Here is a 25,504-nt window from a genome sequence, read left to right as displayed (position 1 = left end):
GGCCGTTCGAGGTGGACATGCCGGGGCCCGCCCGCCGAGGGTGGAGCCATGAGCATCCAGCCCGTTCAGGCGTTCCAACCGCCTTATGTGATGGCCGTCTTCAGCAATGTCCGCACCCCCGACGAGAGCGGATATCCCGAGACCAACGCCCGCATGCAGGAGATCGTCGGTGCCAACCCCGGCTTCCTCGGCTACGAGTCCGCGCGCACCCCCGGCGGCCTCGGGATCACCGTCGCCTACTTCCGCGACCACGCGTCGCTCGACGTGTGGCGCCAGGACATGGAGCACCAGGCGGCGATGGCGCGGGGCCGCGCCCACTGGTACGAGAGCTACACCCTGCACGTCGCGACCGTAGAGCGGAGCCACGGCTTTGCCCGCAACGGCTGAGGCGGTCCGGGCCTTCCGTGAGCGGCTCGCGCTGCCCGGACTGATCGACGTGCACACGCACTTCATGCCGGAGCGGGTCCTGGCCAAGGTGTGGGACTACTTCGACGCCGTCGGCCCGCTGACCGGCGTCGAGTGGCCCATCACCTACCGGCACGAGGAGGAGGAACGGGTCGCGCTGCTGCGCGATTTCGGGGTGATCGCCTTCACGTCGATGCTGTATCCGCACAAGCCCGCGATGGCCGCCTGGCTGAACTCCTGGGCCGCCGACTTCGCCGCCCGCACACGGGACTGCCTGCACACCGCCACGTTCTTCCCCGAGGACGGGGTGGCGGCGTACGTGCGGCAGGCCGTCGAGGGCGGGGCGCGCGTCTTCAAGGCGCACCTCCAGGTCGGCGGGTACGACCCGAACGACGAGCGGCTGGACCGGGTGTGGGGGCTGCTCGCCGAGGCCGGCATCCCCATCGTCATCCACTGCGGGTCCGGGCCGGTGGCGGGCCCGTACACCGGGCCCGGGCCGGTCGGCCGGCTGCTGGCCCGGTACCCCCGGCTGCCGCTGGTCGTCGCGCACATGGGGATGCCCGAGTACGCCGGTTTCCTCGACCTCGCCGACCGCTACCGCGAGGTGCGCCTGGACACCACCATGGCCTTCACCGACTTCGCCGAGCGGCTCACCGGCTTCCCGGCCGGGGACCGTGGCCGGCTGGCCGACCTCGGCGACCGGATCCTGCTCGGCACCGACTTCCCCAACATCCCCTATCCCTACGAGCACCAGCTCGACGCCCTCGACCGGCTCGGCCTGGGTGACGACTGGCTGCGGGCCGTCTGTCACGACAACGCGGCCCGGCTCTTCGGGCTCCGCGGACCGGGCCCCGTCTGACCGGGCCTCGCCTGGCCGGGCTCCGGTCGGCCCGGCACCCGCGCCCCGCCCGGCACCCGCCCCTCCGCGCGGCTCCTTTCTCAGGAGATTCACAGAAACCGACAAGAGGGCTCTCAGAGGCCTTCGCCAGCCTGGTCGGCATGACTGCGACGACCACATCCCACGCGTCCATGTCCGCCACGTCCACCGCCTCCCCCGCGGCCCTGGTCCGCGCCGACGGCGGACCCTGCCGGGTGCTCGTCGTCGACGACGAGCACGCGCTGTCCGAGCTGCTGTCCATGGCCCTGCGCTACGAGGGCTGCGAGGTCCGCAGCGCGGGCGACGGGGCGAGCGCGGTCCGGGCGGCCCGGGAGTTCCGCCCGGACGCCGTGGTGCTCGACATCATGCTTCCCGACATGGACGGGCTGGCCGTCCTCGGGCGGCTGCGGCGCGAGATCCCGCAGGTCCCGGTGCTGTTCCTGACCGCCAGGGACTCCGTCGAGGACCGCATCGCGGGCCTGACGGCCGGCGGCGACGACTACGTCACCAAGCCCTTCAGCCTGGAGGAGGTCGTGGCCCGGCTGCGCGGGCTGATCCGCCGCTCGGGCGCCGCCCAGGCCGCGCGCGGCGAGTCCGTCCTGGAGGTCGGCGATCTGCGCCTGGACGAGGACAGCCACGAGGTCAGCCGGGGCGGCCGGGAGATCCACCTGACCGCCACCGAGTTCGAGCTGCTGCGCTTCCTGATGCGCAATCCGCGCCGGGTGCTGAGCAAGGCCCAGATCCTGGACCGGGTGTGGTCCTACGACTTCGGCGGCCAGGCCAATGTGGTCGAGCTCTACATCTCCTACCTGCGGCGCAAGCTGGAGAGCGGCCCCGGCCTCAGCCCGATGATCCACACCCGGCGCGGGGCGGGCTATCTGATCAAGCCGGGGGAGTAGTGCGCAGGCGCCGGGCGCGTGTTTCACGTGAAACATCCCGACCCGCACGGCCGTGGTCCTTGCGGACCCGGCTCGTCGTCACCTCGGTCGCGCTGATCGCGGTCGTCGGCGCGGTGATCGGTACGGTCACCACCCTGGCGCTGCGCTCCTACCTGATGGGCCGGCTCGACGACCAGCTGCGGACCGCCGTCGAGATGGCGTCCAGGCCGCCGGCACCGGGCAAGCCCGCGGACAAGAGCGGCGAACGGCTCTTCTACGGACACCGCCTCGGCTTCGTGGTGGCCCCCGGCGCGCCGATGCGTGCGGCCGCGGTGCTCCTCGACACGGACGGCACGATCCGGGAGAGCGCGAGCAGCGAGCCGGACGACGCACCGGAGTACGCCGTCATCAAATCGCTCAGCGACCGGCAGGCCCGCGCGCTGGCGGCCGCCGCCGGCCGGGGCCGCGGCAACCCGGTCCAGGTCGACCTGCCCGATCGCGGCGCCTACCTGGCGCGCACCTTTCCCACGGGGAACGTCGTCCTGGCCTTCCCGCTGGACCGGGTGCACTCCACCGTGGGCACCCTGGTCGCCGTCGAGGTCTGCGTGACCCTCGCCGGACTGATCGCGGCCTCCCTGGCCGGCCAGGCCCTGGTCGGCGTCGCCCTGCGCCCGCTGCGCCGGGTCGCCGCCACCGCCACCCGGGTCTCCGAACTCCCCCTGCACAGCGGTGAGCCCGCCCTGCACGAGCGGGTCCCCGACGCCGAAGCCGATCCCCGCACCGAGGTCGGCCAGGTCGGGGCCGCCCTCAACCGGATGCTGGGCCATGTCTCCTCGGCGCTCACCGCCCGCCAGCAGAGCGAGATGCGGGTCCGTCAGTTCGTCGCGGACGCCAGCCACGAGCTGCGGACCCCGCTGGCCTCCATCCGCGGGTACGCCGAACTCACCCGCCGGGGCCGCGAGGAGCCCGGCCCCGACACCCGGCACGCGCTCGGCCGCATCGAGTCCGAAGCCACCCGGATGACCGGCCTGGTGGAGGACTTGCTGCTGCTGGCCCGTCTCGATGCGGGCCGCCCGCTGTCCTGCGAGGACACCGACCTCGCCCCGCTGGTCGTGGACGCCGTCAGCGACGCCCGCGCGGCCGGCCCCGGCCACCACTGGCGGCTGGAACTGCCCGACGGGCCCGCCGGGGTCCACGCCGACCCCGCCCGGATCCAGCAGGTCCTGGTGAACCTGCTGGCCAATGCCCGCACCCACACCCCGGCGGGTACCACCGTCACGGCCCGCGTCCGGTCCGGCCCCGACACCGTCCGCGTCGAGATCGAGGACGACGGCCCGGGCATCCCGGCCGCCTTGCTCCCGCACGTCTTCGAGCGGTTCGCGCGCGGTGACGCCTCCCGCTCCCGGCACGCCGGGTCGACCGGGCTGGGTCTGGCCATCGTCCGCGCCGTCGTCGTGGCACACGGCGGGCTGGTCGGCGTACACAGTGAAGCGGGGTGCACCCGGTTCGACGTACAACTTCCCCCGGCGGGGCACGGCGACGTACAACTTCCCCCGGCGGCAGGGCGGGTGCCGTGGCCTGACTCACAGCACGGGCACAGGGCCGCCACACCACGGTGACAGCTCACTCGGAGAAGATCGGGGCATGCCAACCGACATCTCACCGGGAGCCCTCCCGGCGCGCACCCCGCTCGACGTCCTGGGCCCCGGCGGGTCCGGTACACCCGTCGTGGACGTGGTCATCCCGGTCTTCAACGAGGAGAAGGACCTCGAACCCTGTGTCCGCCGCCTCCACGAGCACCTGACGCGGACCTTCCCCTACCCCTTCCGCATCACCATCGCCGACAACGCGAGCACCGACGGGACCCCCGAGGTCGCCGCCGGTCTCGCCGCCGGTGTCGAAGGGGTCCGCAGCGTCCGGCTGGACCAGAAGGGGCGGGGCAGGGCGCTGCGGACCGTCTGGGCCGCCTCCGAGGCCCCCGTCCTGGCCTACATGGACGTGGACCTGTCCACCGACCTCAACGCGCTGCTGCCGCTGGTGGCCCCGCTGATCTCCGGCCACTCCGACCTGGCCATCGGCACCCGGCTGTCGCGCTCCTCCCGGGTGGTGCGCGGCGCCAAGCGGGAGTTCGTCTCCCGCGCCTACAACCTGCTGCTGCGCTCCTCCCTCGCCGCCCGGTTCAGCGATGCCCAGTGCGGCTTCAAGGCCATCCGCCGCGACGTCGCCGAACGGCTGCTGCCGCTGGTGGAGGACACCGGCTGGTTCTTCGACACCGAGATGCTGGTACTCGCCGAGCGCGCCGGGCTGCGCATCCACGAGGTGCCCGTGGACTGGGTGGACGACCCCGACTCCACCGTCCACATCCTGGGGACGGCCGTCGAGGACCTCAAGGGCATGTGGCGGGTGGGCCGGGCACTGGCCGTGGGCGCGCTGCCGCTGGACCGCCTCGCCCGGCCCTTCGGCGACGACCCGCGCGACCGGGCCCTGACCGGGGTGCCGCGCGGCCTGGCCCGCCAGCTGCTGGGCTTCTGCGCGGTCGGCCTGCTGTCCACGCTCTGCTACCTCGCCCTCTACTCCCTCTTCCGGCTCGGCACCGGCGCCCAGGCGGCCAACGCGGCCGCCCTGCTGCTCTCCGCCATCGCCAACACCACCGCCAACCGGCGCCTGACCTTCGGCGTCCGCGGCCGCGAGCGGGTCCTGCGCCATCAGGCCCAGGGGCTGCTCGTCTTCGGCATCGGTCTGACCCTGACCGCCGGTTCGCTGGCCGCGCTCGACGCGGCCACCGCCCACCCGGCGCACAGCACCGAGCTGGCCGTGCTCATCACCGCCAACCTCGCCGCGACCGTGCTGCGCTTCCTGCTCTTCCGCGGCTGGGTCTTCCCGGAGCGCCCGGCCCCCCACGCGAAGGACACCACGCGATGACCACGGCCCCCCTCGCCGCCGTCCCACCCGCCTTCCCGCCACGGGCCGCCGCCGCGAGCGCCGTCCGGCCCCGCTGGGAGCGTCCCGCGCTCGCCGTCCTGCTGCTCGGCACCGCCGTGCTGCTGCTGTGGAACCTGGGGGCCTCCGGATACGCCAACTCCTTCTACTCCGCGGCCGTCCAGGCCGGCAGCGAGAGCTGGAAGGCCTTCTTCTTCGGTTCCTCCGACGCCGGCAACTCCATCACCGTCGACAAGCCCCCGGCCGCCCTGTGGCCGATGGCCCTGTCGGTCCGGCTCTTCGGGCTCGGCGCCTGGCAGATCCTGGTCCCGCAGGCCCTGATGGGCGTGGCGACCACCGCGGTCCTCTACGCCGCCGTACGCCGCCAGTTCGGGCCGGCCGCCGGCCTGCTCAGCGGTACGGTCTTCGCCCTGACCCCGGTCGCGGCGCTGATGTTCCGCTTCAACAACCCCGACGCGCTGCTGACGCTGCTGCTGACGGTCACCGTGTACTGCGTGCTGCGCGCCCTCGACGGCGCGCACACCAGGTGGCTCGTGTACGCCGGGATCGCGGTCGCCGTGGGCTTCCTGACCAAGACCCTGCAGGCCTTCGTCATCCTCCCGCCGCTCGTCCTGCTGTACGCGGTCTGCGCGCCGGCCCGCCCACTGCGGCGGCTGAGCCAGCTGGCCCTGTCCGGGCTGGCGATGGTGGTCACCGGCGGCTGGTGGGTGGCGGTCGTCGAGCTGTGGCCGGCGGCCTCCCGCCCGTACATAGGCGGCTCGCAGACCAACTCCTTCCTGGAGCTGACCCTCGGCTACAACGGCCTCGGCCGGATCAACGGCAACGAGACCGGCAGCGTGGGCGGTGGCGGCGCGGGTCCGGGCGGCGGCGCCGGCCGGGGCGGGGGCGGATGGGGCGAGACCGGCATCGACCGGCTTTTCTCGGCCAATATCGGCGGTCAGATCTCCTGGCTGCTGCCGGCCGCGCTGGTGCTGCTGGTCGCGGGTCTGGTGATCACCTGGCGGGCCCGGCGGGCCACGGACTCCCTGGAGGGCATGGCCCGGGCCGCTTTCCTCGCCTGGGGCGGCTGCCTGCTGATCACCGCCGTCGTCTTCAGCTGGATGCAGGGCATCTTCCACGAGTACTACACGGTGGCGCTCGCGCCCTTCGTGGCCGCGCTCGTCGGCATGGGCGTCGCCGTCCTGTGGGAGGAGCGGCACTCCCCGCTCGCGGCGGCCACCCTCGCCGGCACCGTCGCGCTGACCGCGCTCTGGTCGTACGTCCTGCTCGGCCGGGCGCCGTCGTACGTGCCGTGGCTGCGCTGGGCGGTGCTGGTGGCCGGGATCCTGGCGGCCGCCGGGCTGCTGGCCGGCGGGCGGCTGGGCGGCCGGTTCGTGCGCGGCACGGTCGTGCTGGGACTGGGTACGGCGCTGGCGGGACCGTTCGCGTACTGCCTGACGACGGTGAACACCCCGCACGCCGGCTCCATCGTGACGGCGGGTCCGGCGGTCGCCGGCGGCCGCGGCCCGGGCGGCGTCATGCGTCTGGGTCCGGGCGGCGAACTCCCGCCGGGCGCGGCCCTCGTGCCCCCACCGAACGGCCAGGCGCCGAACGGTCAGGGCCCGGACGGTCAGGCGCCGAACGGTCAGGCGCCGGGCGGCCAGGCCACCGACGGGCGCAAGCGCGCTGACGGGCCGGGCCAGTTCCCCGGCGGCCGGGGCGAGATGGCCCCCGGCGGTCCGGGCGGCGCAGGCGGTCTGCTGAACGGCACCCGCGTCGACGCCGCCGTGAAGAAGGCGCTCGCCGCCGACTCCGGCCGCTACACCTGGGTGGCCGCCACCACCGGCGCGCAGAACGCCGCGAGCTACCAACTCGCCACCGGAGAGCCGGTGATGCCGATCGGCGGCTTCAACGGCAGCGACCCGTCCCCCACGCTGGCGCAGTTCCAGGCGTACGTGAAGGCCGGGAAGATCCACTACTACATAGGTGGCGGCTCGGGGATGCGCATGGGCCCCGGCGGCGACACCAGCGGCGCCGTCTCCAGCTGGGTCCAGGAGAACTTCACCGAGGTCACGGTCGGCGGCACCACGCTCTACGACCTGACCGCCCCGAAGGCCTGAACCCGCCACCGGGCGAGAGGCACCCTCTAGCATCAAGAAGGGCGGACCGGGCATACCGGGACGCTCCGGCGGGCGAGGAGGGTGCTCCGATGGCGATTGCGGCCGGTGCGGCACGCACCAGTGTGTGGCTGGCGGTCAGGCCCGCCCCCGCGACCCGGCGCCGCACCGACGCGGCGCCATCCGGACTGGACCGGGACCGGATCACCGCCGCCACCGTCCACCTGCTCGACGCCGAGGGGCTCGGCCGGTTCTCCATGCGGCGCCTCGCCGGCCGGCTCGGGGTGACCGCGATGTCCCTGTACTGGTACGTGGACACCAGGCACGATCTGCTCGAACTCGCCCTGGACCGCGCCCTGGGCGAGCTGCCCCTGCCCGGCGACGGCACCCCCGGAGACGGCGCTCCCGGCGGCTGGCCGGGCGGGCTGCGGGCGCTGGCCCGGGGCTACCGGCGGGTGCTGGCCGACCACGCGTGGGTCGCCCCGCTGGCCGCCGAGTACCCCAACATCGGCCCCCACGCCCGCGCCCTCGACGCGGCGCTGAAGAGGCTGCTAAACGCCACCGGCCTGACCGATGCCGGCCGGACCGGCGCCCACCTGGCCGTCTCGCAGTTCCTGCACGGCTGTGGGGGCGCCGGCACCGTCCGCCGGGCCCCCGAGGCCGACTTCGGCCTCGCGCTCGACATTCTGATCGCGGGCATCGAGGCCAAGGCCGCCGCGGGCGGGACGATCCCGGACCAGATCGACCCCTAGGGTCTACCGGTCCGCGGTGGCCGGGGTCGCGGTGGTCCGGTCCTCGTCCGCCGAGGAGGCGGCCGGGGAGGCGGCCGGGGCCCCCGCCATCGGCTTCGACTGCAGGGCGACCTCCTTGATGAACACCACGATCAGCAGGGACAGCAGCGCGAAGGGGGCGGCGCAGAGGAAGACGTCGCCGACGCCGTGCCCGTACGCCGACTCGATGACCTCGCGCACCGGCGCCGGCAGCGCGCCGAGGTCCGGGATGGCCCCGCCGCCGGTGCCGCCGTGGTCCAGTGCGGCGGCCTTCGGGCCGAGCGCGGCCAGGCCGTCCGTGACGTAGCCGGTGACCTGGTGCGCCATCAGTGCGCCGAGCGCGGAGACGCCCATCGCGCCGCCGAGCGAACGGAAGAAGGTGACCACCGAACTGGCCGCGCCCAGGTCCTCGGGGGCCACCTGGTTCTGGGTGGCGAGGACGAGGTTCTGCATCATCATGCCGAGGCCGAGACCGGTCAGCGCCATGAAGAGGGCGATCCTCCCGTACGGGGTGTCGTGGCGCAGGGTGCCGAGCAGGCCCAGGCCCGCCGTCAGCAGCACACCGCCGGAGACCAGCCACGCCTTCCACCTGCCGGTCCTGGTGATGACCTGCCCGGAGACGGTGGAGGAGACGAAGAGTCCGCCGATCATCGGGATGGTGAGGATTCCGGACATGGTCGGGGACTCGCCCCGGGCCAGCTGGAAGAACTGGCTGAAGAACACCGTGCCCGAGAACATCGCGATGCCCACGAAGAGCGAGGCGGCCGAGGCCAGGCTGATGGTCGGGTTGCGGAACAGCCGCAGCGGGATGATCGGGTCGCTCGCCCGCGCCTCGGCGAGCACGAACAGCACGCCGAGCACCACCGCGCCGCCGACCATCGCGTACGTCTGCCAGGAGACCCAGTCGTAGGAGTCGCCGGCCTGGGTGACCCAGATCAGCAGCAGCGAGACCGCGGCGCTGATCAGGAAGGCGCCCAGCCAGTCGACCTTGACGTCCCGGCGTACGACGGGGAGCTTCAGCGTGCGCTGGAGCACGATCAGCGCGATGACGGCGAACGGCACGCCGACGTAGAAGCACCAGCGCCAGCCCAGCCACGCGGTGTCGGTGATGACACCGCCCAGCAGCGGGCCGCCGACGGTGGCGACGGCGAACACGGCACCGAGGTAGCCGCTGTAGCGGCCGCGCTCGCGCGGGGAGATCATCGCGGCCATCACGATCTGCGCCAGCGCGGAGAGGCCGCCGACGCCGATGCCCTGGACGACGCGGCAGGCGATGAGCGTGCCGGTGTTCTGGGACATGCCCGCCACGACCGAACCGAGGACGTAGATGACGAGGGCTATCTGGACCAGGAGCTTCTTGCTGAAGAGGTCGGCCAGCTTGCCCCACAGCGGTGTCGCGGCGGTCATCGACAGCAGGGCGGCGGTGACCACCCACGTGTAGGAGGACTGGGTGCCGCCGAGCTCGCTGATGATCTGCGGCAGCGCGTTGGAGACGATCGTCGAGGACAGGATCGCCACGAACATGCCGAGCATGAGCCCCGACAGCGCCTTCATGATCTGCGGGTGTGTCATGGGTGCGCCGTCGGACGTGGTCGTGGTGGCCGGCACGGAAGCCCTCCCCATCTTGTTGCTTAGGGCAACCATAGGAGTGGGTGGTTGCTACAGGCAAACGAATCGGGACGTTTGGGCGGTAAAGGAATCGGAAAACCGTGCAGCCCCGGCCTCCCGCCGGGCGCCGGCGGCCCTCAGCTCCAGGTGGCGGTGACCTTCTGGGTCTCGACGTGCATGCCCAAGGGGACCCGCCAGGCCTCCACGCACACCGTGTAGACGTGCGTCTTCGCCGACAGGCCCGCGATCGGGGCGGGCAGTGGCTGGGTCGTGGTGACCGTGGCCCAGTCCACGCCGAGGGCGCCGATGATGTGGGTGGAGAAGGTCACCGTGCCCGAACGGGCCGCCGTGCCGCCCGTGTTGGCGAAGGTCACCGTGACCTGCTCGCACCAGCGCTCGGCCGCTGCCGCCCGGGTCGGGTTGCTCAGCAGCAGTGCGGCCGGGGTGGCGGGGGGCGTCGTACCGGGCGGCCTGGACGGCGTACCCGGGCCGCCCGTGGACGGCGTATCGGAGGGCGGCGTACCGCCGGGGGGCTGCGGAGCACCGGGACCGCCGGAGGCGCCGGGCGGGACGGGCGCGCCGGGCGGGACGGGAGTGCCGGAGGCGCCGGAAGTGCTGGCGGATCCGGAAGGGCCGCCGGAACCGGAAGCGCCGGCGGCGCCGCCGGAACCGGGAGCGCCAGGGGTCTCGGCCGTGCCTGCCACGGGTGTCGTCGACGCGCTCGCCGTGCCGCCGGGTGCGGAGCCGGCGGCTCCGGCCGCCGACGGCCCCGGCGGCAGCGGCTGGAGCTCCACCGCGCCCTTCGGCGGCACGAGCTCGCCCGCGCCCCGCTCCGGGCCCGCCGCCGCGGCGCCCACGGCCACGTAGCCGTCCCGCGCGGGGCCGCCGCATCCGGACGTCAGGGCGGCGGCCGCGCACAGGGCGAGCAGCGTGAGCGATCCCTTTCGCATCGCGCCAGTGTTCCTGACGCTGCGTCAAATCACCAGGGGATGGCGGCTACTCGCCGATGAGCCCCTGCCGCAGCTGCGCCAGCGTGCGCGTCAGCAGCCGCGAGACGTGCATCTGCGAGATGCCGACCTCCTCGCCGATCTGCGACTGCGTCATGTTGGCGAAAAATCGCAGCATGATGATCTGCCGTTCCCGGGGCGGGAGTTTGGCGAGCAGCGGCTTGAGCGACTCCCGGTACTCGACGCCCTCCAGGGCGCTGTCCTCGTAGCCGAGCCGGTCCGCGAGCGAGCCCTCGCCGCCCTCGTCCTCCGGGGAGGGCGAGTCGAGCGAGGAGGCGGTGTACGCGTTGCCGACGGCGAGGCCGTCCACGACCTCCTCCTCCGACACCCCGAGCACGGCCGCGAGTTCGGGCACGGTCGGGGAGCGGTCGAGCTTCTGCGCCAGCTCGTCGCTCGCCTTGGTCAGCGCCAGCCGTAGTTCCTGGAGCCGCCGCGGGACCCGCACCGACCAGGACGTGTCGCGAAAGAATCGTTTGATCTCGCCCACGACGGTCGGCATCGCGAACGTCGGGAACTCCACGCCGCGTTCGCAGTCGAACCGGTCGATCGCCTTGATCAGGCCGATCGTGCCGACCTGGACGATGTCCTCCATCGGCTCGTTGCGGCTGCGGAACCGGGCCGCCGCGTAGCGCACCAGCGGCAGGTTCAGCTCGATCAGGGTGTCGCGTACATACGCCCGTTCGGGGCTGTCCGCGTCCAGGGCGGCGAGACGCTGGAAGAGGGAGCGGGAGAGGGTGCGGGTGTCGATGGCTTCCGAGCGGTCGGCCACAGCCGGCGCCTCGCTCTTCTCGAGCGTGAGCACCTTGGAGCTGCCCTGGTCTTCGGACATGCCACCCCCTTGAGGTCGCGGACGGTCGCGTACGGCGCGCCCGTCGGAGGAACGCAGCCTCCACCTGAATACCGGAGGCGGGGCTGCGGCAAACGCGGTTCCAGCAGAATGTCACATGTCGGCAACGCGCTGTAGCGCCAAGTCGACATATAACTCCAGCGACAGACCGGAATGAGCCTGATCTGTCGGGAAACGCGGGGAGCGATCTCCACCCGATCCGGTTACGCCTCGATCCTGTTTGCGGACCGGAGCCGGGCGAAGCTCCGGGCGAGCAGCCGGGAGACGTGCATCTGGGACACCCCGAGCTCCGCGCTGATCTGCGACTGCGTCAGATTGCTGTAGTAGCGCAGCAGCAGGATCCGCTGTTCGCGCTCGGGCAGTTGTACGAGCAGATGGCGCACGAGGTCGCGGTGTTCGACCCCGGCCAGCGCCGGATCCTCGTACCCGAGCCGGTCGAGCAGGCCGGGCAGTCCGTCGCCCTCCTGGGCGGCCTCCAGCGAGGTCGCGTGGTAGGACCGGCCGGCCTCGATGCAGGAGAGCACCTCCTCCTCGGTGATCCGCAGCCGTTCGGCGATCTCCGGGGTGGTGGGCGTGCGCCCGTGCAGCGTGGTGAGGTCCTCGGTGGCCGCGTTGACCTGGACCCACAGCTCGTGCAGCCGGCGCGGTACGTGGACGGTGCGGACGTTGTCGCGGAAGTACCGCTTGATCTCGCCCACCACCGTCGGCATGGCGAAGGTCGGGAACTGCACCCCGCGGTCCGGGTCGAACCGGTCGATCGCGTTGATGAGGCCGATGGTGCCGACCTGGACCACGTCCTCCATCGGCTCGTTGCGGCTGCGGAAGCGGGCGGCCGCGTAGCGTACGAGCGGGAGGTTGGCCTCGATCAGCGCCCCCCGCACCCGCGCGTGCTCGCCGCTGCCCGGTTCCAGGCCCTTGAGGCGGGCGAAGAGGACCTGGGTGAGCGCCCGGGTGTCCGCGCCCCGGTTCTGGGGCCGGGCGGCGGGTGCGGGGTCGTTCTGGGGATCCTGCTGGGGTGGCACCTGAGGCGCAGTACTGGCCGGCACGGTCACGCCACCCCTTCATGTCAATGCATTCATTAAAAGCGGTCATAGCATCACAAGAGATGTGCACTGTGTGCAAGCACCGTATATCGCCGTGTTGAGGGCAAGTTGGACATTTGACGAGGGTGGTCCGAGGGAGGCCGGGCCGTGGTGGGCGCGCCTGATACACAGAAGGCCCCCCGCTCCTCGGAGCAGGGGGCCGGAAAGGCGTGGAACCGCTTCGGCGTACGGGTTCAGCGCACCAGTTCGGTCATGAACTCGCCGATTCCGTTGGCGGCATCCGAGATGCCCTGGAAGCCAATTTGGACGATCTCCGCTGCTTTGACCGGCTGGGTGATGATCGTGAAGAGCACGAACACGACGAGCGCGCCCACGACGATCTTCTTGGTGTCCACGAGCGCTTTCGGCCTCCCCTGCCGGTACGTGCAAACTCGCGTGAGTCTAGCCGGTCGGCCGGTGGCTCTCACCTGTCCTTTATGGACCAATGACCCGGCACGAGGGGCCCTTCGCCGGGGCCGCCCCGGTTGCGGGGAGAGCAGAATTGATGACGAGCCCACCGGTTCTGGCAGGAAACCGGAGGGCGCAGGGACAGGGCCTCACTGCGGGGTCCGGCCGCATGCTTCCCCCCTGAATGCGGCCGGACCGGACGGTCCCGTCCTCCCCGGGGGAAGCGGCTTGTCCCCCCGTTGCCGCTTCCCCCGTCCCGGGTGGACGAAGGCCCCGACCTCGGTCGGGGCCTTCGCCGTGTCCGGGACGGACCCGGTGGCCGTGGTTACTGGACGGCGCCCGCCAGGCCCAGCACCGGCTCGACCGGGGCGATCACCGGCGCGAGGTGGTCCGGCAGCGCCGTCAGCTGGTTGAGCTGGTTCAGTTCGTTCAGCTTGGCGCCGATCTCCTGCACCGAGCCGGGCGTCGCGCCCTCGGGCATCCCCGGCGCGGCCGACGGCAGGTCGGGCAGGGTCAGCGGGCCCTGCGGCAGGACGGCGGCGGAGGCGGCGGGGGCGGCGAAGCCGGCGGCGGCACCCGCGAGGGCGACGGCGGCCAGCAGGCGCTGGGTCTTGGTCATGCCGTGCTCAACGGGCCTGCGCCCGGGGCGGTCACGGCGCGAGTTCTGATCGGAGTAGCCGCTGCGGCGGCCCCCGCATACGCCGCAAACGCCGAGAGCCCCGACCCTTGCGGGGCGGGGCTCTCGATCAGAGCGGTAGCGGTGGGATTTGAACCCACGGAGGAGTTGCCCCCTCACACGCTTTCGAGGCGTGCTCCTTCGGCCGCTCGGACACGCTACCGAGAGAGAGCTTAGCCCACAGATGCCCGTGCTCTGAAATCCGTATCCGTCACGGCACGCGATCCGTCACAGCGCGCGGAAGAACTCGGTCAGCTGCCGGGCGCACTCCTCCTCCAGCACGCCCTGGATCACCTCGGGCCGGTGGTTGAGCCTGCGGTCCCGTACGAGGTCCCACAGCGAACCGGCGGCGCCCGCCTTCTCGTCGCGCGCCCCGTAGACCACCCGGGCGAGGCGCGACTGCACGAGCACCCCCGCGCACATCACGCACGGCTCCAGGGTGACCACGAGGGTGCACCCCGGAAGCCGCCATTCGCCGAGGGCGGCCGCCGCCCGCCGGACGGCCAGCACTTCGGCGTGCGCCGTCGGATCACCGGTCGCCTCGCGCTCGTTGTACCCGGTCGACAGGACGTCGCCGGCCGGGCCGAGCAGGACGGCGCCGACCGGTACGTCGCCGGCCGGCACCGCCCGGGCCGCCTCCGCCAGCGCCCGGCGCATGGCCTCCTGCCACGGGTCGCGCACGGGATCCGTCCGTACGGTCCCGGGTACGCGCCCGGGGTCGTGCGTGGCGATCACTAGCGGACGGCCTCCAGGACCTCGGTGGCGCCGAGGGCGTCGGCGATCTCCGCGAGGGCGTCCCCGTCCAGGGCCAGCAGCTCCCGGTGGTTCACTCCGAGGTCGTCCAGCAGCCGGGCGTCGCCGAGCGGCCCCGACGGCACCGGCTCGGCCCCGCCCGCGCCCTCGTCGTCCTCGTCAGCGGCGTCGGCGAACGCCGCGACCGCGTCCTCCTCGCCGTCCTCGGTGCCGTCCAGGTCGAGCTCGTCGAGTTCGTTGTCCTCCTCGTCGTCGCTGCCCAGCAGCTCGTCGGTCAGCATCGAGCCGTAGGAGCTGCGCGAGGCCAGGACCGCGTTCGAGACGAAGATCCGCGGGTCCTCCTCGCCGTCCACGCGGACGACGCCGAACCAGGCGTCCTCCTGCTCGATGAGGGCGACCACCGTGTCGTCTTCGACAGCGGCGGCACGGGCGAGATCGGTCAGATCCGTCAGCGACTCGACTCCGTCGAGTTCCATGTCGCTCGCTTCCCACCCGTCTTCGGTGCGCGCGAGCAGTGCGGCGAAGTACACCGTGACTCTCCCACTGGTCATAGGCGTGCCGGTTGGAGGTCCCCCCGGCCGGAGGTTGGGGTGGGGGGTGGAACGGCTGTGCTGCTGGCCGCTCAAGCCCCTCCCCATCGGCATCGTGGCAGAAACAGCGGCTTTGCGAGAGGTCTTCCGCGCTTGCGTCGTGCCGCGCCGTGCGCCGCGCTGGCTGAACGGGTGCTGCTCGGGGGCCCTCGGAGAGGCCCTCGGAGGGGCCCGCGCACGGCATCCGTCACCAGCGGAAGGTACGCATCCGCATCTGCTGGCGCATCCGGGCCGCACGGGCGCGTCGGGGCTGGACCCGGTCGCGCAGCTCGCGGGCCTCGTTCAGGTCGCGCAGGAACTGCGCGCGCCGCGCTCTGCGCTGCGCCGCCGTTTCCGCCGAGTCGTCTTCCGCTGTCGGCTGGTCGTCGGGCATCGGCCACCGTCCCAGGCTGGTCCGCTCGTCCTCCTCCGCGTCGCGAAGCAGTCCCCCCGCTCCCCACCTTCCCCCCTCACGGTCACTTGATGCCACCCCTCCGGCTCGCGTCATTCACCTTCCTGAGCTGGTACGACGGCCACCGCGCAGGGGGTGTGGGTCAGGACGGCGTTGGCCACCGACCCCATCAGCAACGCACGTCCCAGCCGCCGGTGGTGCCGGCCGACGACCACCAGGGCGCTGTGCGCGCCGGCCTGCACGAGCAGCCCGGCCGCGTCACCGGGTGAGGCGACCTGGTCCACGGGGAGGTCCGGGTACCGCGTGCGGTACGGCGCCAGCCGTTCGCCCTGGGTCCGCAGCATCTCCCGCTCGGCCGGCGCCCGGTCCGTGTCGGCGAGGACGTCGGGCAGCGCCTCGGGCGGTACGACGCCGAAGGGGGCGTCGATCAGCAGCAGCGGCGAGGGCGGGACGGCGTACGCGGAGACCACCCGCAGGGAGGCCGGCCGGCCGGCGGCGCGGCGCGCCGCGGCCTCCGCGAAGGCGAACGCGATCACCTCGTCGGCGGTCTCGGCGGCGTGCAGTCCGAGCACGACCCGGTCGGCGTCGGCCGCGGCGTCGGCGTCGGTGTCGTGGGCGGCCGTGGCGTCGGCGTCGCGGTCGGCCGCCGGGCCGGCGCCCGGATCGGCCCCGCCGTGTCCCTCCGTGCGGGCGTCGTGCGGGACGACCACCACGGGGCAGGCGGCGGTCGTCGACACCGCCCGGCTGGTGGAGCCCAGCAGCAGGCTGGCGAAGCCGCCGCGGCCGCGCGAGCCCATGACCAGCATCCCCGCGCCCTCGGCCGCGCCGCGCAGCGCGACGGGGACCGAGCCCTCCAGCGCCCGGTACCGGGCGCCCTCGGGCACCAGGGCGCGGATGGGGTCCGGCGGCTCGGTGGCGCCGCCCAGCGCCTCGCGGCGGCCGGCGTACAACTGGACGTGATCGGGAAGGACGTGGGCGACGACGAGTTCCGCGTGGTGCCGTCCGGCGGCCGCCACGGCCCATTCCAGCGCCTTCAGGCTGTGGTCCGATCCGTCGACCGCCGCCACGACAGGTCCATCGATCATGGTTCCAGGGTGGCATCGGCGACGGCTTCCCGCAGCCGCGCGCCCGGGGTTGCCGCGTGCGTGGCCCGTACCGCGTAGCCTTTTGGGCGCGGGTCGCGTCTTGCGTCCGTTGTCGCAGGTCAAAACCCTGAAGCTGAGCCTTGGAGGATGTTGTGCGTTTGCAGGTCGTCGATCACCCCCTGGTGGCGCACAAACTGACCACCCTGCGCGACAAGCGCACGGACTCCCCCACCTTCCGCCGGCTGGCCGACGAGCTGGTGACCCTGCTCGCGTACGAGGCCACCCGCGACGTCCGCACCGAGCAGGCCGACATCGAGACGCCGGTCGCCCCGACGACCGGTGTGAAGCTCTCCCACCCGCGCCCGCTGGTCGTACCGATCCTGCGCGCGGGTCTGGGCATGCTCGACGGCATGGTGCGGCTGCTGCCGACCGCCGAGGTGGGCTTCCTGGGCATGGTCCGCAACGAGGAGACCCTGGAGGCCTCCACGTACGCCACGCGCATGCCCGAGGACCTCTCCGGCCGCCAGGTCTACGTCGTCGACCCGATGCTGGCCACCGGCGGCACGCTGGTCGCGGCGATCCAGGAGCTGATCAAGCGCGGCGCCGACGACGTGACGGCCGTGGTGCTGCTGGCCGCCCCCGAGGGCGTCGAGGTCATGGAGCGCGAGCTGGCGGGCACGCCGGTGACCGTCGTCACGGCGGCGGTCGACGAGCGCCTCAACGAGCACGGCTACATCGTGCCGGGCCTGGGCGACGCGGGCGACCGCATGTACGGCTCGGCCGAGTAGGCCCGAGCCGTACCCCCGTCAGGCGCCGTCACGCCTTCACGCGCCGTCAGCCGCCGCGCGGCCACCGGTTCAGCAGGTGGCCGCGGGCAGGGGCTGCGGGCTGGTCAGGGCGGCCAGCGCCTTCTCCGCCTCCTGCACCGTGCTGAGCTCCTTGAACGCGTCACCCAGGATCAGGTCGATGTCCGCGCCCTCGCGGGCGTCGGCCTGCTGGGTGGTGCCGGCCAGGTGCGTGGCGAGCACGGAGTAGGCGGCCTTGTCGGTCTTGGGGGAGCCCAGCAGTATCCCGGTGCCGGGCACCTTCTTGTCGAAGTCCGCGGGGGCGTTGCCCACGTTGGCGACGGTGAAGCCGCGTTTCTTGAGCTCGTCGCCGACGGCCTTGGCGAGCCCCGAGCGCGGGGTCGCGTTGTAGACGTTGACGGTGATCGTGCCGGGCTGGGGGAGCTGCACCGGCGGCTGCGCGGCGGTGCTGGCCGAGGCCGGCCTGCCCTTGGTGCCGCAGTTCTTGGTCGCGACGGCGTCGCGCTTGTCCTTGTCACCGCCGAAAACGTCGATGAGCTGCAAGGTTCCATAGCCGAGCAGGGCGAGGACCAGGACCGAACCGAGGGCGGTGAACACCAGGCGGCGACGACTGCGGCGGCGGCTCATGCGCGGGTACGCGGCTCCCGTGACGCGGTACTTTCCGCCCATGCCGGGGGGAGTGAGCATGCTCATGGGCGCAGCGTAGTGCGGCCCGGTGACGATGCCTACTAAATGATCTGCTGATCGGGCAAGCCTGACCCGAAAGGCGCAACCGGCCCTTGATCAGCTGTTTTGACCGGCCGGCCGATCAGCCCAGTTCGAGGACGCGGGCGTGCAGCACCTGGCGCTGCTGCAGGGCCGCGCGCACGGCGCGGTGCAGCCCGTCCTCCAGGTAGAGGTCGCCCTGCCATTTCACGACGTGGGCGAAGAGGTCGCCGTAGAAGGTCGAGTCCTCCGCGAGCAGCGTCTCGAGGTCCAGCTGGCCCTTGGTCGTCACCAGCTGGTCGAGCCGGACCGGGCGCGGCGCGACGTCCGCCCACTGCCGGGTGCTTTCCCGGCCGTGGTCGGGGTACGGCCGCCCGTTTCCGATGCGCTTGAAGATCACACGGAAAGCCTACCGGTCCCGTGCCTGCGGGCGCAGCCTCGTGGTGTTGATGGAAAGGTGACAAACAGGTCTATTCCGGGAGTGAGAGATGAGCGACAGCACCGCCGCGGCCGACGAGATCGCCGCCGGGTACGCCTTCACCGGCCCCGCGCTCGACCTGGGGGCGCTGCTGTGGGACGGAACCTGCTTGCCGGACCGGCAGATCCGCATCCCGCTGTCGATGCTCAACCGGCACGGACTGGTCGCGGGCGCGACCGGCACCGGAAAGACCAAGACCCTCCAGCTCGTCGCCGAGCAGCTGTCGGGAGCCGGCGTGCCGGTGTTCCTCGCGGACATCAAAGGCGACGTCTCCGGCATCTCGGCGCCGGGCGCGGCGAACGACAAGGTCGGCGGCCGGGCCCGGGAGGTGGGCCAGGAGTGGGAGCCCGCCGGATTCCCCGCGGAGTTCTACGCGCTGGGCGGCATCGGGCCCGGTATTCCGCTGCGGGCGACGGTGACGAGTTTCGGGCCGGTGCTGATGTCGAAGGTGCTCCAGCTCAACCAGACGCAGGAGCAGTCGCTCGGGCTCATCTTCCACTACGCCGATTCCAAGGGCCTGGAGCTGATCGACCTCAAGGACCTGCGGGCGGTCGTCGCCTTTCTCGTCTCCGACCGGGGAAAGGCGGAGCTGAAGGGAATCGGCGGGCTGTCGACGGTCACGGCGGGCGTCATTCTGCGCGCGCTCACCGCATTCGAGCAGCAGGGCGCCGGGGAATTCTTCGGCGAGCCGGAGTTCGACACCAGCGAATTCCTGCGGACCGCGCCGGACGGGCGCGGACTGGTCTCCGTACTGGAACTGCCCGCCGTACAGGACAAGCCGCAGCTCTTCTCCACCTTCCTGATGTGGCTGCTGGCCGACCTCTACACCGGCCTGCCGGAGGTCGGCGATCTGGAGCGGCCCAAGCTCGTCTTCTTCTTCGACGAGGCGCACCTGCTCTTCAACGACGCGTCGAAGGCGTTCCTGGAGGCGATCACGCAGACGGTGCGGCTGATCCGGTCCAAGGGCATCGGCGTCTTCTTCGTCACGCAGACCCCGAAGGACGTGCCGGCGGACGTGCTCGCGCAGCTCGGCAACCGGGTCCAGCACGCGCTGCGCGCCTTCACCCCGGACGACGCGAAGGCGCTGAAGGCGACGGTGCGGACCTTCCCCCGTTCGGACTACGACCTGGAGGAGCTGCTGACCCGACTGGGCACCGGCGAGGCCGTCGTGACGGTGCTGAGCGAGAACGGCGCGCCGACGCCGGTCGCGGCGACCCGGCTGCGCGCGCCGGGCTCGCTGATGGGCCCGATCGACGCGGTGGCGCTGGAGACGGCGGTGAAGTCCTCACTGCTGTACGGGCGGTACGCGCAGGCGGTCGACCGGGAGTCGGCGTACGAGAAGATCAGCGCCGAGCAGGCGGCCGCGGAGGCGGCGGCGGAGCAGGCGGCGGCCGAGGCCGAGGCGGAGAAGCAGGCGAGGGCGGAGGCGCGGACGGCGAAGGCGGCCCCGAAGGACCAGTCGCTGGCCGAACAGGTCGTGGGCAGCGGGCTGTTCCGCTCCCTGGCCCGCTCGATCGGCACCCAGCTCGGCCGGGAGATCTCCCGGTCGGTCTTCGGTACGGCGCGGCGGCGGAGGTAGGCGGCGATGAGAGGGACGAGGCGGACGCGGGACCGGGATCGAGGGGAAATCCAGGCAACCACCGTCCCCCGTCAGGCCATCGGCTGACAGACTCATGCCATGCGGACCGAACTCACCGACACCACGTCCAGCAAGATCGACCGGGCGCTCCTCGCCGCCCGCCGCGCCGTCGGCAGTCACACCACGGGGCTGGTGCTGACCCTGATCGTGGCCACCGACGAGGAGAACGCGTACGACGCGGTGCGGGCGGCGACCGAGGCCGCGCGCGAGCACCCGTGCCGGATCATCGTCGTCATCAAGCGGACCTCGCGCGGTCCGCACACGCTGCGCGAGACGCGGCTGGACGCGGAGCTGCGCGTGGGGTCGGACGCCGGGACCGGCGAGATCGTGATCCTGCGCCTGCACGGGGAGCTGACCGGTCACACGGGTTCGGTGGTGTTGCCGCTGCTGGCCCCGGACGCGCCGGTGGTCGCCTGGTGGCCGGCCGACGCGCCGGACCGGCCGGCCCACGACGAGCTGGGCGCGCTGGCCCAGCGCCGCATCACGGACGCGCAGTCCGCGCCCGACCCGGTCGCCGTGCTGGACGAGCGGTCCGCCGCCTACACGCCCGGTGACACCGACCTGGCGTGGACGCGGCTGACGCCCTGGCGGGCGCTGCTGGCGGCGGCCCTGGACCAGAGCGGGCTCCCGGTGACGGGGGCCGGGGTGGAGAGCGAGGCCGGGAACCCGAGTGCCGAGCTGCTCGCCCGCTGGCTGGAGGACCGGCTCGGGGTACCGGTGGAGCGGGTCGCCACGCAGGGTCCGGTGATCACGCGGGTCCGGCTGGAGACCGCGGACGGGGAGATCCGTATCGACCGCCCGGCGGGGGCGGTCGCGACGCTCTCCGTGCCGGGCCGGCCGGACCGGCCCGTCGCGCTGAAGATCCGTACGAACGCGGAGCTGATCGCGGAGGAGCTGCGCCGGCTCGACGCGGACGTGATCTACGGCTCGGCGCTGCGCCGGCGGCCGCTCCAGACGGCGCTCTCGGCGTAGTGGTTGTCGTAGACGGGTGAGGAGTCCTTGATGTCCTGGACGGTGGCCTCGCCCGCGTTCACCCGGCCCAGCAGCCGGTAGTAGTCGAAGCGCTCCATGCCGGGCGCGAACCCGACGAACACCTGGGCGGTGTGGCCCGCGGCGGGCGCGAAGGCGTGCTTCACGCCGGGCGGTACGGCGAGGAAGTCGCCCTTGCCGAGCGTGGTGACCTCGTCGTCCACCAGCACGTCCAGCTGCCCGTCGACGACGAAGAAGAACTCGGTGGCCCGGGTGTGGAAGTGCACCGGCGCCCCGGCCGCGCCCTCCTCGAAGGTGGCGGTGTTGCAGGTCAGTCCGGCCTGGTCGGCGAGCAGGGTGATCAGGCTGCCGGGGGCGTCGGAGATGGTCTCGGCGGTGGCGTTCCGGGTGAGGTGCGCGCTCTCGTTCGTCTTCATGTCCCCCATCCTATGGCGATGATCGACCGGTTTCAGAAGTCATTTTCATGGCAGCTTTCCCGGTCAATTCAGCTGCGCGGGACGTCCGTTCCCGGGCTACCCGCCCCGCTTCGCGGCCTTGGCCGCCGCCTTCGCCTCCTGCTTGTACGCCCGTACCCGGGCCAGGGACTCCGGGCCGGTGATGTCCGCCGCCGAGCGGTGGGCGCCGGCCTCGCCGTACGCGCCCGCGGCCTCCCGCCAGCCCGTGGGGCGCACGTCCCACTGCTTGCCCAGCAGGGCCAGGAAGATCTTCGCCTTCTGCTCGCCGAACCCCGGCAGGGCCTTGAGCCGCGCCAGCAGTTCGGCGCCGGTCCCCACCTCGCTCCACAGCGCGGAGGCGTCCCCTCCGTAGTGCTCCACCAGGTATGCGCACAGCTGCTGCACCCGCTTGGCCATCGCCCCCGGGTAGCGGTGCACGGCCGGCTTCTGCGAGAGCAGCGCCGCGAAGGCCTCCGGGTCGTACGCCGCGATGGCGTGCGCGTCGAGGTCGTCGGAGTCCATCCGGCGCGCGATGGTCCACGGCCCCGAGAACGCCCATTCCATCGGCACCTGCTGGTCCAGCAGCATTCCCACCAGCAGCGCCAGCGGGCTGCGCCCGAGCAGCGCGTCCGCCTCCGGATCCTGGGCCAGCCGCATCGTGTGTTCCATGCACCCAGCCTGCCGCGCCACCGCGTTCCCCGCGCGCCCGGCACACCGCGCGCCTAGCGTGAGGAGTGGGAAGGAGTGAGTCATACCATGACAGATTTCGCGGAAGGCGCGCCCTGCTGGGCGGACGCCATGTTCAAGGACGTCGAAGGGGCGAAGACCTTCTACGGGGACGTGCTGGGCTGGACCTTCGGTGAGGCGTCCACCGAGTACGGCGACTACACGCAGGCCTACTCCGGCGGCAAGGCCGTCGCCGCCGTCGTCCCTCCCATGCCGGGCGCGGAGCAGGCGCCGTCCGCCTGGTGCCTGTACTTCGCGTCGGACGACGTGAACCGGACCGCCGAGAAGATCAAGGAGGCGGGCGGGGCGCTCCTGATGGAGCCGATGCAGGTCGGTCCCTTCGGCTCGATGGCCATCGCCAAGGAGCCCAGCGGTGCGGTGTTCGGGGTCTGGCAGCCGGGCGAGCACAAGGGCTTCGAGAAGATGGGCGAGAACGGCGCGTACTGCTGGGCCGAGATCTTCACCCGCGAGCCGGACAGGGCCGACGACTTCCTCAAGCGGGTCTTCCCCTACCGGGTGGAGCGGATGGAGGCGGGTGACGAGGGCGGGCCGTCCGCGATGGACTTCAAGATCTTCAGTCTCGGCGGCCCCGAGCACCCGGTCCTGGGCCGGATGAAGATGGACGACGACTTCCCGCCGGACCTGCCGGCGTACGTCCAGATCTACTTCGCCGTCCCCGACTGCGACGACGCCGTCGCCAAGGCGCGGGGGCACGGCGGCACGCTGCACTTCGGCCCGATGGACAGCCCGTTCGGGCGGTTCGCCGCCCTCACCGACCAGCAGGGAGCGGCGTTCGCGGTCATCGACCTCAGCCGGACGACGGGCGAGGTGCCCCCGACGACGCCCGCCTGATCCCGGGCGGGCGGGCGAAGCGGCCCGGTGTGGTGCCCACGAGGCGCTTGAAGTGGCGGGCCAGGTGCGACTGGTCGTAGAAACCGGCTGTGGCCGCCACCTGGCCGGGCGGTTGCCCGTCGAGCAGCAGGCGGCGGGCGCGCTCGACCCGGCGGGCCATCAGGTACTGGTGCGGGGCGATGCCGAACGCCGCGCTGAACGCCCGTACCAGGTGCGTGGGATGGGCGTGCAGCAGTGTGGCGGCCTCGTCCAGGGTCACCCCCCGGACCAGCCGGGCGTCGAGGAGTTCGCGCAGGTCGTGGGCCACACCGCGGTCGGGGACCCGGGGGCCGGGCGGGAGCACCCGGGGCCGCAGCCGGGTGCGCAGGCGCTCGCGGACCAGGGCGAGGCGGCTCTGCGCCTCCAGTTCGTCACCGGGGGCCGCCAGCGCGGTGTGCAGCTGTGCCACGCGCCGGCGCAGGAGCGGGTCGAGGAGGTCAGGGCCGTCCACCGCCGGGCCGATGAACGTCTCGTCCAGCTGGGTCAGGTCGAGGTAGAGGACCCGTTTGCGGAAGCCGGACGCGGTGGCGGGCGAGCCGTTGTGCGGCACCTGCGGCGGGAGCAGGGACACCGTGTCGCCGGGTGTGCCGCGCCGGTGGCGGTCGAGGTCGTAGCGGATCGCGCCGTCGTCGACGATGAGCAGGGTCCACACGTCGTGGACGTGCATCGGGTAGGCGTGCTCGGTGAAGTGGGCGTGGAAGACCTCCACGACCCCGGGGACGGGCGGGCGCCACGCGGAAACCTGCTGCCCGTCCACCATGCAAGGAATGTACAAGACCGCCGCCGGGCCGGACCGGCAGTCTCGGATCATGAACACCGACACCACCGCCGGCATCGCGCCGCACGCCCCCGCGGACGCCGCCCCCGTCCGTTTCGACACCAAGATCGCCGTCCTGCTGCGCGCGGACCTGGAGACGTGGCAGCGGCTGAACGTGACCGCGTTCCTGGTCAGCGGCCTCGGGGCGGCGGAACCCGAGGTGATCGGCGCCCCGTACGCGGACGCGGACGGCACCGCGTACCTGCCGATGTTCCGCCAGCCCGTCCTGGTCTTCGAAGGCACCGAGGAGACGCTGACCGCGGCCCACACCCGCGCCCTGGCCCGGTCGCTGCCCCTGTCGGTCTTCACGTCGGAGCTCTTCACCACGGGCAACGACCGGGACAACCGGGCGGCGGTCGCCGCCGTGGGCCGGGACTCCCTGGACCTGGTGGGGCTGGCCGTGTACGGGCCGCGCAACGCGGTGGACAAAGTGCTCAAGGGGGCGCGGATGCACCCGTGACGTTCCGGGGCCGGTCAGGTCAATCCGGCCGCAGGGGCCAGCCGGTCGGGGGACAGCGGGTGGCGGATGCGACGGGTCGAACACGCGCCGCCGGAAAGCGGATTACGTTCGGTCCCGTGCGGTCCGTGTCCGGGCCGTGCCGAGATCTACGTAAGAGGTTGACCTGCATGAGCCTGAGCATCCGCAACCAGATCCCCGGCACCGTCACGGGTGTGACGACCGGTGAGGCCATGGCGACCGTCAAGGTCCGTCTGGAGGGCGGTCAGGACATCACCGCCGCCATCACCGCCGACGCCGTCAAGGAGCTCGGCATCACCTCCGGTTCCGCCGTGACCGCGCTGGTCAAGGCCACCGAGGTGGCGCTGGCCACCGGGCCCGTCGAGGGGCTGTCGATCCGCAACCAGATCGCCGGCACCGTCGTCGACGTGGCCGCCGGCGGCGCGATGGCTTCGGTCAAGGTGGACGTGAACGGCGGCGGGCTGACCGCCGCCATCACCAAGGACGCCGTCGAGGCGCTCGGCCTGACCGCCGGGTCCTCGGTCGTCGCCCTGATCAAGTCGACCGAGGTGTCCCTCCGGTCCGCGTGACGGCGTAGGGCGTGCGGGCCGGGGCGCTCTCCGGCTCCCGCGCCGGCGCCGCCAGCGCGCCGAACCAGACGTGCGTGACCGCGCTGATGTAGCGCGCCCCGCAGCGGTCGGACGGCACCACCAGCTGGCTGCCCGCCTCGTCGAGGTCCGCCCCGTCGAGCCGGGTGGCCAGCAGGACCGGGCTGCCGCCGAAGTCGGCGTCCAGCTCCGCCCACGACAGCACGGTGTGGTGGCCGTCCGCCCCGGTCACCGCCAGCAGGAACCGCGAGCGGTCCTTGCGGCGGCGGGCGTCGAAGGCCGGGCCCGCGTCCGCCACCACCTCGCGCAGCAGCGGGCCCTCGAAGACGTGCTCCTGCGGCCCGTTCGTCGCGCAGTCGAACGTCACCGCGGCCCGGTGGCACCGCCATTCCCGCAGGTCGGCGACGCTGAGCGAGGCCGGGTGGTCGAGGTCGCCGTGCAGCATCAGTGTGGCCATGACCAGGGCATGCCCGGACACCTCCCGGCCGGAAACGTATCTGCCAGCCACATCTCACGATGTGGCTGGCAGATGTGTGAGCG

Annotated in this window: 28 protein-coding genes, 1 tRNA gene and 1 pseudogene; 13 read left to right on the top strand and 17 right to left on the bottom strand. The window is 72.6% G+C overall.

The window, feature by feature from the left end:
- Positions 1–48 precede the first annotated feature (48 nt).
- The 7 genes from ACZ6KO_RS29215 to ACZ6KO_RS29185 all read left to right on the top strand — a co-directional run bounded on the left by ACZ6KO_RS29215 (position 49) and on the right by ACZ6KO_RS29185 (position 7,948).
- Complete coding sequence (locus ACZ6KO_RS29215) at positions 49–387, top strand: antibiotic biosynthesis monooxygenase family protein (protein ID WP_469307001.1); 339 nt, start codon at positions 49–51, stop codon at positions 385–387.
- On the top strand, positions 371–1,264 hold the full coding sequence (locus tag ACZ6KO_RS29210) for an amidohydrolase family protein (RefSeq protein ID WP_469307000.1): 894 nt from the start codon (positions 371–373) through the stop codon (positions 1,262–1,264). The genes ACZ6KO_RS29215 and ACZ6KO_RS29210 overlap by 17 nt, the downstream gene beginning before the upstream one ends.
- Positions 1,265–1,434: 170 nt before the next feature.
- On the top strand, positions 1,435–2,181 hold the full coding sequence (locus ACZ6KO_RS29205) for a response regulator transcription factor (protein ID WP_469307073.1): 747 nt from the start codon (positions 1,435–1,437) through the stop codon (positions 2,179–2,181).
- Between the two features lie 59 nt (positions 2,182–2,240).
- Complete coding sequence (locus ACZ6KO_RS29200; protein WP_469306999.1) at positions 2,241–3,779, top strand: sensor histidine kinase; 1,539 nt, start codon at positions 2,241–2,243, stop codon at positions 3,777–3,779.
- A 25-nt stretch (positions 3,780–3,804) separates the two neighbouring features.
- Entirely contained in the window at positions 3,805–5,082 is a 1,278-nt protein-coding gene (locus ACZ6KO_RS29195) for a bifunctional glycosyltransferase family 2/GtrA family protein (RefSeq protein ID WP_469306998.1), read from the top strand.
- A complete protein-coding gene (locus ACZ6KO_RS29190) occupies positions 5,079–7,199 on the top strand; it encodes an ArnT family glycosyltransferase (protein ID WP_469306997.1) in 2,121 nt (706 codons plus the stop codon). The genes ACZ6KO_RS29195 and ACZ6KO_RS29190 overlap by 4 nt, the downstream gene beginning before the upstream one ends.
- Positions 7,200–7,288: 89 nt before the next feature.
- Entirely contained in the window at positions 7,289–7,948 is a 660-nt protein-coding gene (locus ACZ6KO_RS29185) for a TetR/AcrR family transcriptional regulator (RefSeq protein ID WP_469306996.1), read from the top strand.
- 18 nt (positions 7,949–7,966) lie between these two features.
- Here ACZ6KO_RS29185 and ACZ6KO_RS29180 read toward each other — a convergent pair.
- From ACZ6KO_RS29180 to ACZ6KO_RS29130, 11 genes and pseudogenes are all read right to left on the bottom strand, one after another.
- A pseudogene (locus ACZ6KO_RS29180) lies at positions 7,967–9,538 on the bottom strand (MDR family MFS transporter); the annotation flags it as partial.
- Positions 9,539–9,711: 173 nt separating this feature from the next.
- Positions 9,712–10,524 carry a hypothetical protein gene (locus ACZ6KO_RS29175; protein ID WP_469306995.1) on the bottom strand — a complete coding sequence of 271 codons (813 nt, stop codon included), beginning with the start codon at positions 10,522–10,524 and terminating at the stop codon, positions 9,712–9,714.
- A 46-nt stretch (positions 10,525–10,570) separates the two neighbouring features.
- Positions 10,571–11,410 (bottom strand): RNA polymerase sigma factor SigF, encoded by an 840-nt coding sequence (locus ACZ6KO_RS29170; protein WP_401444507.1) that lies wholly within the window; start codon positions 11,408–11,410, stop codon positions 10,571–10,573.
- A 221-nt stretch (positions 11,411–11,631) separates the two neighbouring features.
- Positions 11,632–12,474, bottom strand: coding sequence for an RNA polymerase sigma factor SigF (locus ACZ6KO_RS29165; protein WP_469306994.1), 843 nt, complete (start codon positions 12,472–12,474; stop codon positions 11,632–11,634).
- Positions 12,475–12,704: 230 nt separating this feature from the next.
- Entirely contained in the window at positions 12,705–12,866 is a 162-nt protein-coding gene (locus tag ACZ6KO_RS29160) for a hypothetical protein (protein ID WP_469306993.1), read from the bottom strand.
- A 377-nt stretch (positions 12,867–13,243) separates the two neighbouring features.
- Complete coding sequence (locus ACZ6KO_RS29155) at positions 13,244–13,537, bottom strand: hypothetical protein (RefSeq protein ID WP_469306992.1); 294 nt, start codon at positions 13,535–13,537, stop codon at positions 13,244–13,246.
- Positions 13,538–13,670: 133 nt separating this feature from the next.
- A tRNA-Ser gene (locus ACZ6KO_RS29150) sits at positions 13,671–13,757 on the bottom strand.
- Positions 13,758–13,822: 65 nt separating this feature from the next.
- Positions 13,823–14,251 (bottom strand): tRNA adenosine(34) deaminase TadA, encoded by a 429-nt coding sequence (gene tadA, locus ACZ6KO_RS29145; RefSeq protein WP_469307072.1) that lies wholly within the window; start codon positions 14,249–14,251, stop codon positions 13,823–13,825.
- A gap of 77 nt (positions 14,252–14,328) precedes the next feature.
- The gene (locus ACZ6KO_RS29140) at positions 14,329–14,877 is read right to left on the bottom strand and encodes a tRNA adenosine deaminase-associated protein (protein WP_469307071.1); all 549 of its coding nucleotides are present in this window, start codon (positions 14,875–14,877) and stop codon (positions 14,329–14,331) included.
- A gap of 247 nt (positions 14,878–15,124) precedes the next feature.
- Positions 15,125–15,310: a hypothetical protein gene (locus tag ACZ6KO_RS29135; RefSeq protein WP_469306991.1), complete on the bottom strand. Its 186-nt coding sequence runs from the start codon at positions 15,308–15,310 to the stop codon at positions 15,125–15,127.
- A 110-nt stretch (positions 15,311–15,420) separates the two neighbouring features.
- Positions 15,421–16,413: a universal stress protein gene (locus tag ACZ6KO_RS29130; protein WP_469306990.1), complete on the bottom strand. Its 993-nt coding sequence runs from the start codon at positions 16,411–16,413 to the stop codon at positions 15,421–15,423.
- 152 nt (positions 16,414–16,565) lie between these two features.
- On the opposite strand from ACZ6KO_RS29130, the gene upp reads away from it, so the two are divergent.
- Positions 16,566–17,201 (top strand): uracil phosphoribosyltransferase, encoded by a 636-nt coding sequence (upp, locus tag ACZ6KO_RS29125; RefSeq protein WP_401444492.1) that lies wholly within the window; start codon positions 16,566–16,568, stop codon positions 17,199–17,201.
- Positions 17,202–17,270: 69 nt separating this feature from the next.
- On the opposite strand, the gene ACZ6KO_RS29120 is transcribed toward upp, so the two are convergent.
- Positions 17,271–17,912, bottom strand: a complete 642-nt coding sequence (locus tag ACZ6KO_RS29120) for a LytR C-terminal domain-containing protein (RefSeq protein ID WP_469306989.1) — start codon at positions 17,910–17,912, stop codon at positions 17,271–17,273.
- Positions 17,913–18,027: 115 nt separating this feature from the next.
- Positions 18,028–18,324 (bottom strand): type II toxin-antitoxin system VapB family antitoxin, encoded by a 297-nt coding sequence (locus ACZ6KO_RS29115; RefSeq protein ID WP_003955420.1) that lies wholly within the window; start codon positions 18,322–18,324, stop codon positions 18,028–18,030.
- An 88-nt stretch (positions 18,325–18,412) separates the two neighbouring features.
- Here ACZ6KO_RS29115 and ACZ6KO_RS29110 point away from each other — a divergent pair, with 88 nt between their 5' ends.
- Both ACZ6KO_RS29110 and opcA read left to right on the top strand, forming a co-directional pair.
- Positions 18,413–19,981: a helicase HerA-like domain-containing protein gene (locus ACZ6KO_RS29110; protein WP_469306988.1), complete on the top strand. Its 1,569-nt coding sequence runs from the start codon at positions 18,413–18,415 to the stop codon at positions 19,979–19,981.
- A 99-nt stretch (positions 19,982–20,080) separates the two neighbouring features.
- A complete protein-coding gene (gene opcA / locus ACZ6KO_RS29105) occupies positions 20,081–21,013 on the top strand; it encodes a glucose-6-phosphate dehydrogenase assembly protein OpcA (RefSeq protein ID WP_469306987.1) in 933 nt (310 codons plus the stop codon).
- Here opcA and ACZ6KO_RS29100 read toward each other — a convergent pair.
- Both ACZ6KO_RS29100 and ACZ6KO_RS29095 read right to left on the bottom strand, forming a co-directional pair.
- Entirely contained in the window at positions 20,962–21,447 is a 486-nt protein-coding gene (locus tag ACZ6KO_RS29100; RefSeq protein WP_469306986.1) for a cupin domain-containing protein, read from the bottom strand. The genes opcA and ACZ6KO_RS29100 overlap by 52 nt on opposite strands.
- A gap of 96 nt (positions 21,448–21,543) precedes the next feature.
- Entirely contained in the window at positions 21,544–22,134 is a 591-nt protein-coding gene (locus ACZ6KO_RS29095) for an HhH-GPD-type base excision DNA repair protein (RefSeq protein ID WP_469306985.1), read from the bottom strand.
- 87 nt (positions 22,135–22,221) lie between these two features.
- Between ACZ6KO_RS29095 and ACZ6KO_RS29090 the strand changes: the two genes are divergently transcribed.
- The gene (locus tag ACZ6KO_RS29090) at positions 22,222–23,043 is read left to right on the top strand and encodes a VOC family protein (protein WP_469306984.1); all 822 of its coding nucleotides are present in this window, start codon (positions 22,222–22,224) and stop codon (positions 23,041–23,043) included.
- On the opposite strand, the gene ACZ6KO_RS29085 is transcribed toward ACZ6KO_RS29090, so the two are convergent.
- The gene (locus tag ACZ6KO_RS29085; protein WP_469306983.1) at positions 23,000–23,842 is read right to left on the bottom strand and encodes a helix-turn-helix transcriptional regulator; all 843 of its coding nucleotides are present in this window, start codon (positions 23,840–23,842) and stop codon (positions 23,000–23,002) included. The genes ACZ6KO_RS29090 and ACZ6KO_RS29085 overlap by 44 nt on opposite strands.
- 49 nt (positions 23,843–23,891) lie before the next feature.
- On the opposite strand from ACZ6KO_RS29085, the gene ACZ6KO_RS29080 reads away from it, so the two are divergent.
- Positions 23,892–24,359 (top strand): DUF2000 family protein, encoded by a 468-nt coding sequence (locus ACZ6KO_RS29080; RefSeq protein WP_469307070.1) that lies wholly within the window; start codon positions 23,892–23,894, stop codon positions 24,357–24,359.
- 167 nt (positions 24,360–24,526) lie between these two features.
- Positions 24,527–24,946: a TOBE domain-containing protein gene (locus ACZ6KO_RS29075; protein WP_469306982.1), complete on the top strand. Its 420-nt coding sequence runs from the start codon at positions 24,527–24,529 to the stop codon at positions 24,944–24,946.
- Here the strand turns inward: ACZ6KO_RS29075 and ACZ6KO_RS29070 are convergent.
- Positions 24,912–25,421 (bottom strand): molybdopterin-dependent oxidoreductase, encoded by a 510-nt coding sequence (locus tag ACZ6KO_RS29070; RefSeq protein ID WP_469306981.1) that lies wholly within the window; start codon positions 25,419–25,421, stop codon positions 24,912–24,914. The two genes, ACZ6KO_RS29075 and ACZ6KO_RS29070, sit on opposite strands and share 35 nt — an antisense overlap.
- Positions 25,422–25,504 lie beyond the last annotated feature (83 nt).

It is taken from the genome of Streptomyces sp. NPDC042102, from assembly GCF_055582305.1.
This window is presented reverse-complemented; position numbering and strand designations above follow the sequence as displayed.

Excerpts from the sequence above, each read along its gene's own strand:
- ACZ6KO_RS29070 (WP_469306981.1), bottom strand. The coding sequence starts at position 25,421 with ATGGCCACACTGATGCTGCACGGCGACCTCGACCACCCGGCCTCGCTC.
- ACZ6KO_RS29130 (WP_469306990.1), bottom strand. The coding sequence starts at position 16,413 with ATGATCGATGGACCTGTCGTGGCGGCGGTCGACGGATCGGACCACAGC.
- ACZ6KO_RS29120 (WP_469306989.1), bottom strand. The coding sequence starts at position 17,912 with ATGAGCATGCTCACTCCCCCCGGCATGGGCGGAAAGTACCGCGTCACG.
- ACZ6KO_RS29085 (WP_469306983.1), bottom strand. The coding sequence starts at position 23,842 with ATGGTGGACGGGCAGCAGGTTTCCGCGTGGCGCCCGCCCGTCCCCGGG.
- ACZ6KO_RS29075 (WP_469306982.1), top strand. The coding sequence starts at position 24,527 with ATGAGCCTGAGCATCCGCAACCAGATCCCCGGCACCGTCACGGGTGTG.
- ACZ6KO_RS29135 (WP_469306991.1), bottom strand. The coding sequence starts at position 15,310 with ATGCCCGACGACCAGCCGACAGCGGAAGACGACTCGGCGGAAACGGCG.
- ACZ6KO_RS29090 (WP_469306984.1), top strand. The coding sequence starts at position 22,222 with ATGACAGATTTCGCGGAAGGCGCGCCCTGCTGGGCGGACGCCATGTTC.
- ACZ6KO_RS29190 (WP_469306997.1), top strand. The coding sequence starts at position 5,079 with ATGACCACGGCCCCCCTCGCCGCCGTCCCACCCGCCTTCCCGCCACGG.
- opcA (WP_469306987.1), top strand. The coding sequence starts at position 20,081 with ATGCGGACCGAACTCACCGACACCACGTCCAGCAAGATCGACCGGGCG.
- ACZ6KO_RS29215 (WP_469307001.1), top strand. The coding sequence starts at position 49 with ATGAGCATCCAGCCCGTTCAGGCGTTCCAACCGCCTTATGTGATGGCC.
- ACZ6KO_RS29175 (WP_469306995.1), bottom strand. The coding sequence starts at position 10,524 with ATGCGAAAGGGATCGCTCACGCTGCTCGCCCTGTGCGCGGCCGCCGCC.
- ACZ6KO_RS29185 (WP_469306996.1), top strand. The coding sequence starts at position 7,289 with ATGGCGATTGCGGCCGGTGCGGCACGCACCAGTGTGTGGCTGGCGGTC.
- ACZ6KO_RS29080 (WP_469307070.1), top strand. The coding sequence starts at position 23,892 with ATGAACACCGACACCACCGCCGGCATCGCGCCGCACGCCCCCGCGGAC.
- ACZ6KO_RS29110 (WP_469306988.1), top strand. The coding sequence starts at position 18,413 with ATGAGCGACAGCACCGCCGCGGCCGACGAGATCGCCGCCGGGTACGCC.
- ACZ6KO_RS29170 (WP_401444507.1), bottom strand. The coding sequence starts at position 11,410 with ATGTCCGAAGACCAGGGCAGCTCCAAGGTGCTCACGCTCGAGAAGAGC.
- ACZ6KO_RS29155 (WP_469306992.1), bottom strand. The coding sequence starts at position 13,537 with ATGACCAAGACCCAGCGCCTGCTGGCCGCCGTCGCCCTCGCGGGTGCC.
- ACZ6KO_RS29100 (WP_469306986.1), bottom strand. The coding sequence starts at position 21,447 with ATGAAGACGAACGAGAGCGCGCACCTCACCCGGAACGCCACCGCCGAG.
- ACZ6KO_RS29205 (WP_469307073.1), top strand. The coding sequence starts at position 1,435 with ATGTCCGCCACGTCCACCGCCTCCCCCGCGGCCCTGGTCCGCGCCGAC.
- tadA (WP_469307072.1), bottom strand. The coding sequence starts at position 14,251 with ATGCGCCGGGCGCTGGCGGAGGCGGCCCGGGCGGTGCCGGCCGGCGAC.
- ACZ6KO_RS29195 (WP_469306998.1), top strand. The coding sequence starts at position 3,805 with ATGCCAACCGACATCTCACCGGGAGCCCTCCCGGCGCGCACCCCGCTC.
- ACZ6KO_RS29095 (WP_469306985.1), bottom strand. The coding sequence starts at position 22,134 with ATGGAACACACGATGCGGCTGGCCCAGGATCCGGAGGCGGACGCGCTG.